The organism is Bradyrhizobium sp. 138 (assembly GCF_023074075.1).
Lineage (GTDB): Bacteria > Pseudomonadota > Alphaproteobacteria > Rhizobiales > Xanthobacteraceae > Bradyrhizobium.
Genome location: NZ_JADPKT010000020.1, coordinates 150,161 through 164,026 on the forward strand (window position 1 = coordinate 150,161; position 13,866 = coordinate 164,026).

Annotated in this window: 14 protein-coding genes; 6 read left to right on the forward strand and 8 right to left on the reverse strand. The window is 64.4% G+C overall.

Annotation, left to right across the window (positions count from 1 at the left end; genetic code table 11):
• Nucleotides 1-66: 66 nt before the first annotated feature.
• Genes IVA79_RS11265 through IVA79_RS11280 form a run of 4 tightly spaced genes read right to left on the reverse strand, consistent with a single transcriptional unit; the run spans nucleotide 67 to nucleotide 3,175 of the window.
• The gene (locus IVA79_RS11265) at nucleotides 67-924 is read right to left on the reverse strand and encodes a heme ABC transporter ATP-binding protein (RefSeq protein WP_247552825.1); all 858 of its coding nucleotides are present in this window, start codon (nucleotides 922-924) and stop codon (nucleotides 67-69) included.
• Nucleotides 921-2,012, reverse strand: a complete 1,092-nt coding sequence (locus IVA79_RS11270; RefSeq protein ID WP_247552827.1) for an iron ABC transporter permease — start codon at nucleotides 2,010-2,012, stop codon at nucleotides 921-923. The genes IVA79_RS11265 and IVA79_RS11270 overlap by 4 nt, the downstream gene beginning before the upstream one ends.
• The gene (locus tag IVA79_RS11275) at nucleotides 2,009-2,962 is read right to left on the reverse strand and encodes a hemin ABC transporter substrate-binding protein (RefSeq protein ID WP_247552829.1); all 954 of its coding nucleotides are present in this window, start codon (nucleotides 2,960-2,962) and stop codon (nucleotides 2,009-2,011) included. The genes IVA79_RS11270 and IVA79_RS11275 overlap by 4 nt, the downstream gene beginning before the upstream one ends.
• 6 nt (nucleotides 2,963-2,968) lie before the next feature.
• Nucleotides 2,969-3,175, reverse strand: a complete 207-nt coding sequence (locus tag IVA79_RS11280; protein WP_247552831.1) for a hemin uptake protein HemP — start codon at nucleotides 3,173-3,175, stop codon at nucleotides 2,969-2,971.
• Nucleotides 3,176-3,418: 243 nt separating this feature from the next.
• Between IVA79_RS11280 and IVA79_RS11285 the strand changes: the two genes are divergently transcribed.
• From IVA79_RS11285 to IVA79_RS11310, 6 genes are all read left to right on the forward strand, one after another.
• On the forward strand, nucleotides 3,419-5,785 hold the full coding sequence (locus IVA79_RS11285; protein ID WP_247552833.1) for a TonB-dependent hemoglobin/transferrin/lactoferrin family receptor: 2,367 nt from the start codon (nucleotides 3,419-3,421) through the stop codon (nucleotides 5,783-5,785).
• 96 nt (nucleotides 5,786-5,881) lie between these two features.
• Nucleotides 5,882-6,217, forward strand: coding sequence for an antibiotic biosynthesis monooxygenase (locus tag IVA79_RS11290; protein WP_247552835.1), 336 nt, complete (start codon nucleotides 5,882-5,884; stop codon nucleotides 6,215-6,217).
• Nucleotides 6,218-6,244: 27 nt separating this feature from the next.
• Nucleotides 6,245-6,760 (forward strand): heme utilization cystosolic carrier protein HutX, encoded by a 516-nt coding sequence (gene hutX, locus IVA79_RS11295; protein WP_247552837.1) that lies wholly within the window; start codon nucleotides 6,245-6,247, stop codon nucleotides 6,758-6,760.
• A 27-nt stretch (nucleotides 6,761-6,787) separates the two neighbouring features.
• Nucleotides 6,788-7,564, forward strand: coding sequence for a tonB-system energizer ExbB (exbB, locus tag IVA79_RS11300; protein WP_247552840.1), 777 nt, complete (start codon nucleotides 6,788-6,790; stop codon nucleotides 7,562-7,564).
• A 4-nt stretch (nucleotides 7,565-7,568) separates the two neighbouring features.
• Nucleotides 7,569-8,030 carry a TonB system transport protein ExbD gene (gene exbD / locus IVA79_RS11305; protein ID WP_247552856.1) on the forward strand — a complete coding sequence of 154 codons (462 nt, stop codon included), beginning with the start codon at nucleotides 7,569-7,571 and terminating at the stop codon, nucleotides 8,028-8,030.
• The gene (locus IVA79_RS11310) at nucleotides 8,030-8,860 is read left to right on the forward strand and encodes an energy transducer TonB (protein ID WP_247552858.1); all 831 of its coding nucleotides are present in this window, start codon (nucleotides 8,030-8,032) and stop codon (nucleotides 8,858-8,860) included. The genes exbD and IVA79_RS11310 overlap by 1 nt, the downstream gene beginning before the upstream one ends.
• Before the next feature lie 147 nt (nucleotides 8,861-9,007).
• Here the strand turns inward: IVA79_RS11310 and IVA79_RS11315 are convergent, their stop codons facing one another.
• From IVA79_RS11315 to IVA79_RS11330, 4 genes are all read right to left on the reverse strand, one after another.
• A complete protein-coding gene (locus IVA79_RS11315; RefSeq protein ID WP_247552860.1) occupies nucleotides 9,008-10,363 on the reverse strand; it encodes an esterase-like activity of phytase family protein in 1,356 nt (451 codons plus the stop codon).
• A gap of 85 nt (nucleotides 10,364-10,448) precedes the next feature.
• The gene (locus IVA79_RS11320) at nucleotides 10,449-11,348 is read right to left on the reverse strand and encodes a carbohydrate ABC transporter permease (protein WP_247552862.1); all 900 of its coding nucleotides are present in this window, start codon (nucleotides 11,346-11,348) and stop codon (nucleotides 10,449-10,451) included.
• Nucleotides 11,341-12,297 carry a sugar ABC transporter permease gene (locus IVA79_RS11325; RefSeq protein WP_247552864.1) on the reverse strand — a complete coding sequence of 319 codons (957 nt, stop codon included), beginning with the start codon at nucleotides 12,295-12,297 and terminating at the stop codon, nucleotides 11,341-11,343. The genes IVA79_RS11320 and IVA79_RS11325 overlap by 8 nt, the downstream gene beginning before the upstream one ends.
• 167 nt (nucleotides 12,298-12,464) lie before the next feature.
• Nucleotides 12,465-13,805 (reverse strand): extracellular solute-binding protein, encoded by a 1,341-nt coding sequence (locus IVA79_RS11330; protein WP_247552866.1) that lies wholly within the window; start codon nucleotides 13,803-13,805, stop codon nucleotides 12,465-12,467.
• Nucleotides 13,806-13,866: the final 61 nt, after the last annotated feature.

Below are 13,866 nucleotides of genomic sequence, written 5' to 3' on the forward strand. Positions count from 1 at the left end.
CCTCTCCCGGAGGGAGAGGTCGGAACGCATCGAAGATGCGTTCCGGGTGAGGGGTTACGCCTTCACTTAATGCTGCGGCCCCTCACCCGGATTGCTGCGCAATCCGACCTCTCCCCGCCGGGGAGAGGTGAGGAGCACCGCCTGCATCGATTGCGGCAGCACATAGGGCACGCCGCCGTCATCCCGATGCACCACGGCGTCGATCTCGAAGATGTCGCGGATGGTCTCGCGGGTGATCACATCGGCGCGCGAGCCATCAGCGGCGAGCCTGCCGCCGTTCAATACCACGAGCCGGTCGGCAAAACGGATGGCGAGATTGAGGTCGTGCAGGATCGCGATCACGGCCGTGCCGCCGCCGGCGCGGCGGCGCGCCGCCTCGACGAGATCGATCTGGTGACGCAGATCGAGGCTCGAGGTCGGCTCGTCCAGCAACAGAAGTCCCGGGCCATGCTCGGCCTCGCCGCAGGCGAGCTGCACCAGGACACGGGCGAAATGGGCGCGCTGCTGCTCGCCGCCCGATAGCGTCGGCAATTGCCGTTCGCGGAAATGTGCAAGGCCGACCTCGTCCAGGGCAGCGTCGACGAGCAAGCCTGCTTCACGCGCGCTGCGCTCGCCGGCGCCCATCAGCACGATCTCCTCGACGGTGAAGGGGAAGGTGACGTTGATGTGCTGGGACAGCATCGCGCGGCGCGCGGCGAGCTCGCGCGGCGTGAAGCTGCGGATGTCGCGCTGCTTCAGGCGCACCTCGCCTGCGTTCGGCCGGAGATCGCCGGAGAGCAGCCGCAGCAGCGTCGATTTGCCGGCGCCGTTCGGACCGATGATGGCGACCATCTCGCCGGCCGCAGCCGTCAGGCCGACGCCATCGAGCAGCGTCGCGCGGCCGGCGCGCTTGCTGAGGGATCGCGCCTCGATCACGGCACTCATAGCGAGGCGAGCCCGCGCTGCCGCAGCAGGATGAAGAGGAAGACCGGCGCGCCGACCGCCGCGGTCAGAATGCCGATCGGCATCTCCGCCGGGGCCACGATGGTGCGCGCCAGCGTGTCGGCGCCGACCATCAGGATCGCGCCGAGCAGGACCGAAGCCGGCAATAGCAGCCGATGTGTCGGTCCAATGACGAGCCGGAGCAGATGCGGCACGACGATGCCGACGAAGCCGATGACGCCGCTGATCGACACCGCGACGCCGGTCATGGCGGAGACCATGACGATCGAGATCCGCTTGAGACGCTCGACGTCGACCCCACTGTGAAAGGCATCGGCCTCGCCGAGCACCAGGAGATCGAGACCGCGTGCGACGAAGGCGCAGGCGGTAAGCCCGATGACGAGGATCGGCGCGAGCACGGCGGCCTTGGTCCAGGTCGCCCCGCTCATCGAGCCCAGCAGCCAGAACGTGATGTCGCGGAGCTGGCGGTCATCGGCGACGAAGACCAGCAGCCCGATGCCGGCATTGGCGATGGCGGTGATGGCGACGCCGGCAAGCAGGAAGATCGCGATCGAGGTGCGGCCCGATCGGCTCGAGATGCCGTAGAGGATGACGGTCGTGGCCAGGGATCCGGCGAATGCCGCGAGCGGCAACAGCTCGGTCTGGAGAAAGCGCAGCGTCTCGCCGAAGCGCGAATCGGTGAAGACGATCGCGCTTGCGGCTGCGAGCGCGCCGCCGCTGGAGACGCCGACCAGCGCGGGATCAGCCAGCGGGTTGCGAAACAGTCCTTGCATGATCGCGCCGGCCGCGGCGAGCAGGCCGCCGACCATGGCGGTCGCCGCGATCCGGGGGATGCGGATCGACCACAGCACGAGCTGGTCGCGGGCCGTCATGGCCGTGCTCTCGCCTGATAGCCCGAGCGCGGCAGGCAGGCGGGAGAGGGGGATGCCGGCGGCGCCGAGGGTCAGCGCCACGATCGCGGTGAGCACGAGCACCGCGATCAGGAGCGGGATCGCGAGCGATGCGGACCGTCGTCTGGCGCTGGCGCGTCGTTCCGGGCTGCGCGCTTCAGTCCCGATCGCCACGCTCATTGCCGGCAATTCGCCGCCGACAGTGCCGACGTGAATGCATCGCCCGGTGCGGCCAAGGCCGGATAGAGTTTTACGGAGAGATCGCGCGCCGCTGCCGCCGTCCGGGGGCCGAAGCCGAGTAGATAGAGCCCATCCATGGTGATGAAGCTCTTGTTGGCCGCGACCGGCGTCAGCGCAAAGCCGGGATGGGCATAGATCGCGTCGGCCTGGAGCGAGTCCTTGCCGCGTTCGATCGACAGCGCGAATTCGGGTCTTGCCGCCGCGATCGCCTCGTCGCCGATGATCTTGTAGCCGTCGAAATCGTCGACGGCGTTGGCGGCGCCGGCGAGCTGGATGATTTCGTCGGCCGCCGTCTTGCGGCCGGCCACCATGGCCCGCCCATTCTGGAGCGACATCACGAACATCACGCGCACCGGCTTGGTCACCTTGGCGCGCAGCGCGCGAAGCTGCGCAAGATCGGCACCGACCGCGGCGCTCAGGCACGCGGCGCGTGCGTCGACGCCCATGGCATGGCCGACCAGTCTTATCTTCTCGATCAGGCCATCCTCGGAGAAGGTGTCAGGCACCAGCACCATCGGCACTTTCGCCGTTTCCAGGATCTCCAATGTCTCGCGCGGACCCGAGCCCTGGATCGCCAGGATCAAAGTGGGATTGAGGCCCAGCACGCCTTCGGCGGAGATCTGGCGCATGTAGCCGACATTGGGTTTGTCGTGCAGCGCCGCCGCTGGATAAAGGCTGGTGGTGTCGACGCCGACCAGCCGGTTCTCGAGCCCGAGCGCATAGAGGATCTCGGTGATGGCGCCGCCGATCGAGACCGTGCGTGCGAAATCGGTCACGGCGACGTCGCGATTACGCGCGTCATGCACTGTGATGCCGGCGGCGTGCGCGGCCGACCCGAGCGCGATTCCGCTGGAGAGCAAGAGGTTGGCGAGGGTGCGACAAAATGTCATTGCGGATTACTTCGTCAAGATCAGCTTGTTCTGCGAGGTCAGGCGAAGCCGGTAACTGTCCCCGCCATGCGCGATGATGATCTCGCGGGCGGCCGCGAACAGCTCGCGGCTGTCGATCTGGCTCCCACGCATGGTCAGGGTTCTCGTTGTCGCAGAAGAGCTTCCTGCTGTCTCAGCCGCGCTGCCATCGTTGTCTACGGACGTTGCTGACATGTGAAGTGTGATGCTTTCGAGACCGTGGAGTGCAGCTAGTTTGTATAGGCGGCGCGGAGCGCATTCCAACGGCAGCAATTTACAATCGATATAAACTGCAACCTGATGTCATTGACCGTCAGAGTGTTGCCACGTAACCAATTATGGCGACGGGGAACATGCCCGCGCCTTGAGAAAATTAGCCAGCCAGCCGTTCGCGTTGCGAACGCACGCCAGCCAGAAGACGCCAAATCTAAAAGTGAAATGCAGGCTGGGGCTAATATGGCTGACGGGGCTAGGTATTCGCGCGCCCTGATTTTGGGCGCGTCGGTGGTTTCAATCGCGGCAATGATGACGGAGAGCGGTCTTGCACAGACCGCGGAGCCGCAAGCCCACCGCGCGCCGGCGGAACGGCCGAAGCAGGCGAAGCGGAAGCCGGCCAAGCCGCAAGTCGATCAGCAACAGGCCAGCGCCGGCGTCCGGGATGCGCACGCGCAGGTGGTTGTCGGCGTCCAGGCGCTCGATACGATCACGGCTGCCGCCACGAAGACCAAGGAGCGCGCGATCGACTCACTCGCGCCCGTCAGCTCCATTTCGCTCGACCAGATCCAAGGGCTTCAGCCCAACCGGTTGTCAGGTATCTTCTATGCCGTGCCCGGCGTGTCGTTCCAGGAGCGCGGCGACGATCCTGCCACCGTTATCAACGTCCGCGGCTTGCAGGATTTCGGTCGCGTCGCGGTCGTCGTCGACGGTGCGCGGCAGAACTACCAGCGCACCGGTCACAACGCCAATGGCTCGTTCTTCCTCGATCCTGAATTGATCGGCGGCGTCGATGTCGTGCGCGGTCCGACCGCCAACATCTACGGTTCAGGCGCGATCGGCGGCCTCGTCTCGTTCCGCACCAAGGACATCAACGACGTGCTGCGCCCCGGCGAGCGCTGGGGTGTCGATCTCTCCGGCTCCTACGGCACGAACAACAATCGTGGTCTCGGCTCGGTGTTCGGCGGCGTCCGCGCCACGCCCGACGTCGATATCTTCGGCGGCGCGGTCTACCGCACGCAAGGCAATTACAAGGACGGCAACGGCACCGAGATCGGCAACACCGGCAATCAGGTCGCGGCCGGACTGATGAAGCTCACGGTGCGGCCGGCCCTCGGTCACGAGGTCAAGCTCGGCGCCGTCTTCCAGGACTACCAATACGATATCGGTCAGTTCAACCGCGGCCCGGTGGCAACAGCGGCACAGCGCGCGCTCTATCAGGGCTCGTCGGTCTATGCCTCCGACGCCAAGAATTACACCGGCACCATCACCTGGAACTACTCGCTGCCGAGCGACAATCTGTTCGACTGGCACATGTCGATCTACGGCAATCGTGTCGACAACGACCAGACCAAGACCTATCACTATTCAACCGGAGGCGCGGCCTATTGCGGCGCGGGCAATTTCGGCAACAACATTTCGGGCTGTGTCGGCGACAAGCGTGGCTATGTGCTCGACACAATCGGTATCGATGCCAACAACACCACCCGCTTCAATGTCGGCGACTGGCGTAACGCGCTGACCTGGGGTGTCGACGCGTTCCAGGACGATGTGAGGACGACCGACAGCCGCGGCAACTCCAACATCACCACGCCGAGCGGCATCCGCACGGTATCGGGCGGCTTTCTTCAGTTGAAGCAGAACTACAGTACCTGGTTCGAGGCGGTGAGCGCGATCCGCTATGACCGCTACGATCTGGACTCCGGTAATACCCACGCCGGCGGCGACCGCTTCTCGCCAAAGATCACCCTTGGCGTGACGCCCGTCCCGGGCTTCCAGCCCTATGTCAGCTATGCCGAAGGCTATCGCGCACCGTCCATCACCGAGACGGTAATCTCAGGTGCGCATGCGACCGGCGGCGGACCGGCCTTTTTCCCATGTCCCGACGGCACGGTCGGCCTGTTCTGCTTCCTGCCCAACCCGAACCTTCGCCCCGAAGTCGGCAAGAACAAGGAAGTCGGCTTCAACCTGAAATACGACAACATCTTCAGCGCCAACGACTCCTTCCGCGGCAAGATCAATCTCTTCCGCAACGACGTCAGCGACTACATCGACCTCGTTGCTTCGGCGCCGGTCCCGGTGCCACCGTTCGGCTCGTTCAGTCAGTTCTACCAGTACCAGAACATCGCCAATGCCCGGATCCAGGGCTTCGAGGCGGAAACGATGTACGATGCCGGAGACTGGTTCATCGGCGTCGCCGGTCATTACATCCAGGGCAAGAACGTCGCCACCAATATCGGCCTCGCAACCATCACCCCGCGCAAGGTCGTTACGACCGGCGGCGTCCGCCTGCTCGACCGCACGCTGATCCTGTCGGCGCAGTGGGCCTCGTTCGGCGCCAACAACGATGTACCCGCCAACTATCTTCCTGCGACCGGCTACGAGCTGGTCAATTTGTACATGACCTACAACGCGACCAGGGACATCGTGTTCACCGCCTCGATCGACAACCTCCTGAACCAGTACTACCGGCCTTACGCCATTCCGGGCAGCTCGACCGATGGCACGTCGCAGAACGACGTGCTTTGGTCAGCCCCGGGAGCGGGCAGGGTCTACAAGGCCGGCATGAAAATCCACTTTGGAGGTGCGTAAGCCGACAGGGCCTTAACCCCATCATCTCCGCCGGGCCGCGCTGATGCTCCAGCGCGGCTTCGGCGCGTTTCGTTTTGATCAGAAGGAGTGACTTTCATGTTCATCGCAATGAATCGTTTTCAGGTGAAGCTCGGCTCGGAAGCCGCGTTCGAGACCGTCTGGGCTACGCGCGAATCCTATCTCGGCAGCATGGCCGGCTTCGTCGAGTTCCACCTGCTCAAGGGGCCGGTGCTCGAGGACCACACGCTGTATTCCTCCCACACCGTGTGGGTCGACAAGGCGGCCTTCGAGGCGTGGACGCGCTCGGACGAATTCCGCCGCGCTCATGCGCGCGCCGACAACAAGACCGGGGAGAGCCTCTATCTCGGCCATCCCAAGTTCGAAGGATTCGACGTCATCATGACCGAGCGCAAGGCGAACGCGGCCGCCTGAGGCGGCCAGCTTGATGAGGAGCCGGACATGCTGAGTACTGATCTCGCCGATCTCAAGGCCTATATGGCCGACAATCCCGGCGCGGTGATCGAGGACGTCGCGCGCGAGCGCAAGGTCACCCCGCGCGCGGTGATCGAAGCGCTGCCGTCGTCGATGGTGCGTGTGGGCGGCGGCGAGCATTTCGCCCCGGCCATGCAGGACATCGCGGAATGGGGCGAGGTCACGCTGATCGTGCACACGGACGATGCGATCTTCGAGTTCACCGGCGCCGTTCCCGCGGGCGAGATCGGCCGCGGCTATTTCAACCTGATGCAGCCGAAGGGGCTGCACGGCCATCTCCGCCACGAGCGCTGTGCGGCCGTTGCCTTTGTCGAGCGGCCCTTCATGGGCAAGACTTCGGCGTTCGTCGCGTTCGTGAACGCCGACGGCGGCATCATGTTCAAGGTCTTCGTCGGCCGCGACGAGACCCGGGCGCTGCGGGCGGATCAGCTGGTGCGGTTTCGGCAGCTTGCGGACCGGATCGTGCCCGCGCCCGCGGCATAACTTGCTTCACTCTGTCGGGAGATCAGGATGCAGAGCAATTTTGGGCTTCGGCATGTGATCCTAACAATCGCGCTGGCGCTCGCGTCGACGCCGGCCCTTGCGATAGACGAGGCCCTGCTGCCGCGCAATCTGTCGCCCTGGGGCATGTTCGTCAGCGCCGACATCATCGTGAAGACGGTGATGGTGGGGCTCGCCGTCGCTTCGCTGGTGACCTGGACGGTGTGGCTCGCCAAGACCATCGAGCTGCGCCGCAAGGGCGCGCTCGCCTTGCAGCGGACGCGCGCGCTCGAAGGCAATATGACGCTGGCGGAGGCATCCGCACGCGCCGGCGACGGGCACGACGCCGTCGCCCAGCTCATCCAGTCCTGCGCCAGGGAGGCCGAGCTCTCCGGCGGCGTGCTCGACGAAGGCCTGCAGGAGCGGGTGGCGCTGCGGCTGGAGCGGGTCGAGGCGGCGATGTCACGGCAGATCGCGCGCGGCACCGGCGTGCTCGCGACCATCGGCGCCATTGCGCCGTTCGTCGGTCTGTTCGGCACGGTCTGGGGCATCATGAATTCCTTCATCGGCATCTCCGAGAGCCACACCACCAGCCTCGCGGTGGTCGCACCCGGCATCGCCGAGGCGCTGCTCGCCACCGCGCTCGGTCTCGTCGCGGCGATCCCGGCGGTCGTGATCTACAATCATCTCGTCCGCGGCATCGCCAATTACCGTGCGCTGCTCGGCGACGCCTCGGCTCAGCTCATGTTGCTGGTAAGCCGCCAGCGCGACCACAGGGAATTCCGCTTGGCGCGGGCGGCGGAGTAGAGCCATGGCCGCAAAGCTCGGCGCATCGAAGCTCGGCTCGCGCTCGGGATCGCCGCTCAGGCGCGGCGACCCGGATGATCTCGACGTCACCCACGAGATCAACGTCACGCCGTTCATCGACGTGATGCTGGTGTTGCTGATCATCTTCATGGTGGCGGCTCCACTGGCCACCGTCGATATCGGCGTCGAGCTGCCGGCGACTGCGGCCGAGCCGGCGCCGCGGCCGGACAAGCCGGTGTTCGTCACCGTCAAGCCGGATCTTTCGATCGCTGTTGGTGAGGAGCTCGTCTCGCGCGATGCGCTCGGCACTTCGCTCGCTGCCGCCACCAGGGGCCGCAAGGACGAACGTATTTATCTGCGCGCCGACAAGGCCGTCTCCTATGGCGACCTGATGGAGGTGATGAACAGCTTGCGCAATGCCGGCTATCTCAAGGTCGCTCTCGTCGGCCTCGACGGACGCAGCTGATGGCCGCCGCGAACGCGTTTGCCCTGCACGAGCCGCTCGGCGAGCGAGAGGGCGCGCGCTGGGGCCTGTCGGCGGCGGTGATCGTGGCGTTGCATATTGCTTCCGCGCTGCTTGCGATGAGCTGGCTGAAGCACGTGCCGGACGAGGGTGTCAACATGCCGGCCATCCTCATCGACATGAAGCCGGAGACATCGGCGCCGCAATCGACGCCGCTCGATATGGCGCCGGGACCGGTGATGCAGCAGGCGGATCCCTCGCCGCCGGAGCCGGTGCAACAGCAGGCCGTCGAAGAAATGATTCCGCCGACGCCGCCGCAGGAAAGGCCGGACGTGGTTGCGCCGCCGGAGCAGAAGCTCGAGCCAGTTCCGCCGAAGCCCGAGCCCGCGAAAGTTGTGCCCGTTGAGAAGCCGACGCCGGCCAAGCCCAAGGTGGTGCGCCCCGATGCCCGGAAGCCGTCGGAGGCGCCGCCCGCGCCGCGCACCAGCGCACCGCCACGCGTTGAGCGTGAGGCGCCGGCGGCGTCAGCCATGAGTGCGGGCGCTCTTGCGTCTCTGGTTGCGGCTTATAATCAGCGCGTTCGAGCGCACCTCATGCGCTTTCATTCCTATCCCTCGGGCGGTAACGATCAGCGCGGACTGGTCCGGGTGAAATTCACGATCGGCCGCAACGGCCAGATCATGTCCAGCCGCATCAGCCCGTCCGGCGTTGCCGCGTTCGACGCGAAGGCGCTGTCGATGATCCGCCAGGCCGCGCCGTTCCCGCCGATCCCGCCGGAGATCAAGAACAGCTCGATGGACTTCACTATTCCCGTGGACTTTACGGTGCAGTGAGGCTGCTCTCGCCTCGCATCATCCTCTTTGTCATGCTCCCTCGAAAGCGGGCATCCAGTACTCCGCGGCCTTGCACGTGACGCGGACGCCGCGGCGTACTGGATCACCGGTCGAGCTGGACGACGACCATGTCGAGAGAGCCTCGCCTTACTTCGCCTTCAGGAACTCCGCGACTTCGAGCAGCATGAACTCGTTGTCGTCGGCCTTGTTGGGATCGCGGCTGGAAGAGAACGGCAGATTGTTGTCGTTGCCGACGATGATGTGGGTGTCGTCGACGCGATCGACGTTCTCGATGGTGAAGAACGGGAAGGTGTAGACGCCGTCGTTGAGCGGCTTCTTCGCCTTCTTGTCGGGATCGCTGATCTTCATCAGGTCGATATAGCCGATCTTGCGCACGGGCTTGCCGACATTGGCCTCCATGAGCTCGATCTTGTAGATGCGCTTGAATTTGGCGAGATCCGGGAAGCAGTTCTCGCCCCGGGTGCCTTGCGGGCAGGACTTGTCGGCCGTGCCTTCGCCATTGTCGCGCTCGATGATGAGGCCGGAGGCCTGATCGATCATGTTGAAATCGCCGATGGCGTTGCCATTCTGCTCGAACACATATTGCCAGTAGCGGCCGGTGAATTTCTCTGCGGCGACGTCGAATTCGAGGATGCGGGAAGCTTCCTTGCCGTCGACCTTCTCCCAATCCTTCTTCTCGGCGTCCCACAGCGGTCCTTCGAGCAGGCCGTAAATGAACTTGCCGTCCTTGGACGATGCAAATCCCTCATAGCCCTTGGAGCGGCGGAGGTTGACGTTGGTATAGGTCGCGCCCGGCGCGCCCGGCGTCGCCACGGCCCAATTGTCCGGCGAACGCACCGGCTTGCCGTCCGCGACCGTATCGAACACGCCGAGGATCTTGCCTGATTTGTCCGCCTTCAGGATGTAGGGGCCGAACTCGTCGCCGATCCAGAAGGTATCGCCGATGATCTGGAAACCTTCGGTGTCGAAGTCGGAGCCGGTGAGATAGCGCTTCTGCGTGTCTTCGTGCACGATGCGGAACGGCACCTTTTTGTCGGGATCGTGCAGGAAGATGGTCTCCAGCCGCTCGATCTTGCCGCTGGCCCAGTCCATCTTGTGGCGGTTGAGGTACAGCATCGAATCCGGCGAGTTGGCACGCGCGCCCATGCCGTTGTCGGTGATGACCCAGAAACTGCCGTCGAGCATGGTCTTGATGCCGGAATGACCCTGCAGCGGCTGGCCCTTGAACGGAAGCGACACGCCGGTCGGACGTTCATAGGATTTGCCCATCACCGTGCCGAGCGCATCGACGCGCTTGCCGGTGGTGTATTTGCCCGACGTCTTGAGATCGGCGGGGGCATCGGCGGGCGCGTCGATGAACGTGGCGGCCGGCATCACCACGTGGCCGGCGAGCTTGGCCGGGAATTCGCCTTCGCTCTGCGCGAGCGCCGTGCTCGCGGTGAGAATGATCGTTGCGACGGTGCTGAGAAAAGTCGCGCGCATGTGCGTCTCCTGTTGGCGGACGCACGCGTTATGCGGATCGCGTGTTGCAGTATTGTGAAACCGGGCCAAACGCCGCAGCCGCGATCTATTCCTTTACCGCGCCGGTCAGCGAGGACACGTAATAATCCACGAACAGCGAATAGAAGATCGCAACCGGCAGCGATCCCAGCAGCGATCCCGCCATCAGCGCGCCCCACTGGTAGACGTCGCCGGTGACGAGCTCGGTCAGGATCGCGACCGGCACGGTCTTGTTGGCGCCGCTCTGGATGAAGGCGAGCGCATAGATGAACTCGTTCCAGGACAGCGTGAAGGAGAAGATGCCGGCCGAGATCAGCCCGGGCACGGCCAGTGGCAGCGTGATCCGGCGCAGGATCTGCAGGCGCGTCGCGCCATCGACCAGCGCGCATTCCTCGAGCTCGTAGGGGATCGACTTGAAATAGCCGATCAGGAGCCAGGTGCAGAACGGCACCAGGAAGGTCGGATAGACCAGGATCAGGGCAAGCGGCGAGTCGAACAGGCCGAACTGCACCACGACGGTGGCGAGCGGGATGAACAGGATCGACGGCGGCACGAGATAGGCGAGATAAATTCCGAGGCCGACATAGGGGCTGCCGCGGAAGCGCAGGCGCTCGATCGCATAGGCGGCGAGCGTAGACGCGATCAAGGACAGCGTGGTCGAACCGATCGCGACCAGCATCGTCGTCTTCAGCCAGCGTGGATAGGCGGTGTCGAACAACAGGTGCTTGATATGGGCGAGCGTCGGCGAGGAGATCCAGAACGGGTTGTGATCCCGGTAGTTCATCAGCTCCGCGTTCGGCTTGAACGAGGTGATCGCCATCCAGTAGAACGGAAACAGCAGGATCAGCACGAAGCAGCCGAGCGGCAGGTAGATCATCATCAGCCGCCGCAGCCCGGAATCCCAGGCCATCGTGTCGGGTGCGGCCTTGGCGTCCGCGACGGCCGGTTGCGCGGCGGTATCAGTCATTGGCCTCTCCCTGCTGCCATTTGCGGCGCGCCAGGCCGAAATAAGAGAACAGCGTCGCGAACACCAGGAACGGGATCATCGACACCGCGATCGCCGCGCCTTCGCCGAGCTCACCGCCGGCGATGCCGCGCTGGAAGGCCAGGGTCGCGAGCAGATGCGTCGAGTTGACCGGTCCGCCGCGGGTGATGGCGTAGACCAGCTGGAAGTCGGTGAAGGTGAAGATGATCGAGAAGGTCATGACGATGGCGAGGATCGGCATCATCATCGGGAAGGTGATGTAGCGGAAGCGCTGCCAGGCGCTGGCCCCGTCCAGCATCGCGGCCTCGTAGAGCGAGGGCGAGATGGTCTGCAGGCCCGCCAGCAGCGAGATCGCGACGAAGGGAATTCCGCGCCAGATGTTGGCGGCGATCAGCGAGAAGCGCGCCGGCCATGGCGAGCCGAGGAAGTCGATATTGCTCGATCGCCAATGCAGCACGTCGACGAGGAGATAGGAGATGATCGAGAACTGCGGATCGTAGATCCACCAGAACGCCAGCGCCGAGAGCACGGTCGGCACGATCCAGGGCAGCAGGATGATCGCTCGCAAGACGCTCTTGAACGGAAAATGATTGTTGAGCAGCAGCGCGAGCCAGAAGCCGAGCGCGAACTTCCCGAAGGTCGCGATCCCCGTATAGACCACGCTGTAGAACACCGCGTTCCACCACAGCGGGTCGGTGAGCAGATACTGGAAGTTCTCGAAGCCGACGAAGATGCCGCGCCGGCCGATCGTGGTGTCGGTGAAGGCCAGCCAGATGCCGAGGCCGAGTGGATAGGTCAGGAACACCGAGAGCAGCCCGATCGCGGGCGCCAGGCACATCACGATGAGGAACGGCTTGTAGTCGAACAGCCGCACCAGCCAGGACGGCTGCCGGTGCGCCAGCGTATGGGAGGAGAGGGTAGTCACGGACATCAGGTCGTTGTCCTGTCGTTGAAGGTCACTCCACCGTCATTGCGAGGAGCTCGCGACAAAATTGCGTAGCAATTTTGCGCTGAAGCGATGAAGCAATCCAGACTGCAACTGCGGAGACAGACTGGATTGCTTCGGTTCGCTCGCAATGACGGCTGCGCTGTCAGTCCTTACCGCTGCCGCCGGAAGTACCGCTTGCAGCGTTGCTCGGCTTCCGCTGCGGCGGCTTCCGGCGTGGCCGCGCCGGTCGCGACGGATGCGCACATCTGAATCAGCACGTAGTCGGCGCTGACCGCTCCGGTCGCCGTCGAGATCGGGCCTTTGTAGCCGTCATAGTAAGTGCTGTTCATTGTGTTCTTGAACAGCTGCACCTTGGGATCCTGCGACCACACGGCGGCCTCGGCATAGGCGGCCAGCGGCTGGGACCAGTAACCGGAATTGGCGTTGAGCCACGGCTCGTATTGGTCCTTTTCCAGCATGTATTGCAGGAAGGCCTTCGCGGCGTTCGGATATGGGCTGTGCTTGAACACCATCGCGTTCAGCGTCAGGCCCGCCATCGGAGAGACCTTGGCGAGGCCCTTGGGCAGCAGCTGATGCTCGCTGTCCTCGGCGATCGCCTTGGTCGCCGGGTCGTTCTTCAGCGAGAAGTACAGCGAGACGCCGTTGGCGGTCAGCGAGATCTCCTGCGAGGAATAGGCGCGGTTGTTGCTGACGTCGTTCCACGATGGCGTGCCGGCGATGAAGGTCGGATAGAGCTCCTTGACCCAGTTCAGCGCGGCGATCGTCTCCTTGCTATTGATGACGACATTGCCTTCCTCGTCGAGCAGTGCAGCGTTGTGCGACCACAGCGCCCAGTTGGCGAAGCCGTTGCCGTCGCCCTTGGCGTTGCCGAGCGCGAAGCCGGCCGGCTTGCCGGCCTTGTGCAGCTTGCGGCAGAGATCGACGACGCCCGCATGATCCTCCGGTACCTTGTCGAAGCCGACCGATTGCAGGATCGACTTGCGGTAGATCAGGGGACCGGCGGTGGCGCCAAACGGCAGGCCGATCCAGGACTCGCTCTTGCTCTTCTTGCCGTATTTCTGCGCCAGCGGCAGCCATCCGCCATAACGCTTGCCGAGATAGTCGGCGACGTCGGTCAGCTCGATCAGCTTGTCGACATAGATGTGCGGTGCATCGGAGAAGCCGATGATGATATCGGGACCGGCGCCGGAGTTCGAGGTGACCGCGGTCTGCTGGTTGATGTCCTCCCAGCCGACGAAATCGACCTTGACCTCGACCCCGGTCTCCTTGGTGAACTTTGCCGCATTTGCGCGGAACACGTCCTCATCGGCCTGGACGAAACGCACCGGGCGCAGCATCCGTAAGGAAGCGCCCTTCTCGATCTCGCGCTTGGGCGCCGCCACGTCCGCGGCCTTGATATTAGATGTTTGCGCTGCAGCACCGGTGGCGGCGAACGTTGCAGCGGACAGGCCCAGCGCCAAGGCATCACGACGGGTGATGTCGTTCCTCATCAGTTCCTCCCTATGATGTCTCCCTTCCCGGCGTTGCTCGCCGGTGAAGGGTCGTTTCGGT

Excerpts from the sequence above, each read along its gene's own strand:
- exbB (WP_247552840.1), top strand. The coding sequence starts at position 6,788 with ATGCAGAGCAATTTTGGGCTTCGGCATGTGATCCTAACAATCGCGCTG.
- exbD (WP_247552856.1), top strand. The coding sequence starts at position 7,569 with ATGGCCGCAAAGCTCGGCGCATCGAAGCTCGGCTCGCGCTCGGGATCG.
- IVA79_RS11285 (WP_247552833.1), top strand. The coding sequence starts at position 3,419 with ATGCAGGCTGGGGCTAATATGGCTGACGGGGCTAGGTATTCGCGCGCC.
- IVA79_RS11275 (WP_247552829.1), bottom strand. The coding sequence starts at position 2,962 with ATGACATTTTGTCGCACCCTCGCCAACCTCTTGCTCTCCAGCGGAATC.
- IVA79_RS11280 (WP_247552831.1), bottom strand. The coding sequence starts at position 3,175 with ATGTCAGCAACGTCCGTAGACAACGATGGCAGCGCGGCTGAGACAGCA.
- IVA79_RS11290 (WP_247552835.1), top strand. The coding sequence starts at position 5,882 with ATGTTCATCGCAATGAATCGTTTTCAGGTGAAGCTCGGCTCGGAAGCC.
- IVA79_RS11270 (WP_247552827.1), bottom strand. The coding sequence starts at position 2,012 with ATGAGCGTGGCGATCGGGACTGAAGCGCGCAGCCCGGAACGACGCGCC.
- IVA79_RS11330 (WP_247552866.1), bottom strand. The coding sequence starts at position 13,805 with ATGAGGAACGACATCACCCGTCGTGATGCCTTGGCGCTGGGCCTGTCC.
- IVA79_RS11325 (WP_247552864.1), bottom strand. The coding sequence starts at position 12,297 with ATGTCCGTGACTACCCTCTCCTCCCATACGCTGGCGCACCGGCAGCCG.
- IVA79_RS11320 (WP_247552862.1), bottom strand. The coding sequence starts at position 11,348 with ATGACTGATACCGCCGCGCAACCGGCCGTCGCGGACGCCAAGGCCGCA.
- IVA79_RS11310 (WP_247552858.1), top strand. The coding sequence starts at position 8,030 with ATGGCCGCCGCGAACGCGTTTGCCCTGCACGAGCCGCTCGGCGAGCGA.
- IVA79_RS11265 (WP_247552825.1), bottom strand. The coding sequence starts at position 924 with ATGAGTGCCGTGATCGAGGCGCGATCCCTCAGCAAGCGCGCCGGCCGC.
- hutX (WP_247552837.1), top strand. The coding sequence starts at position 6,245 with ATGCTGAGTACTGATCTCGCCGATCTCAAGGCCTATATGGCCGACAAT.
- IVA79_RS11315 (WP_247552860.1), bottom strand. The coding sequence starts at position 10,363 with ATGCGCGCGACTTTTCTCAGCACCGTCGCAACGATCATTCTCACCGCG.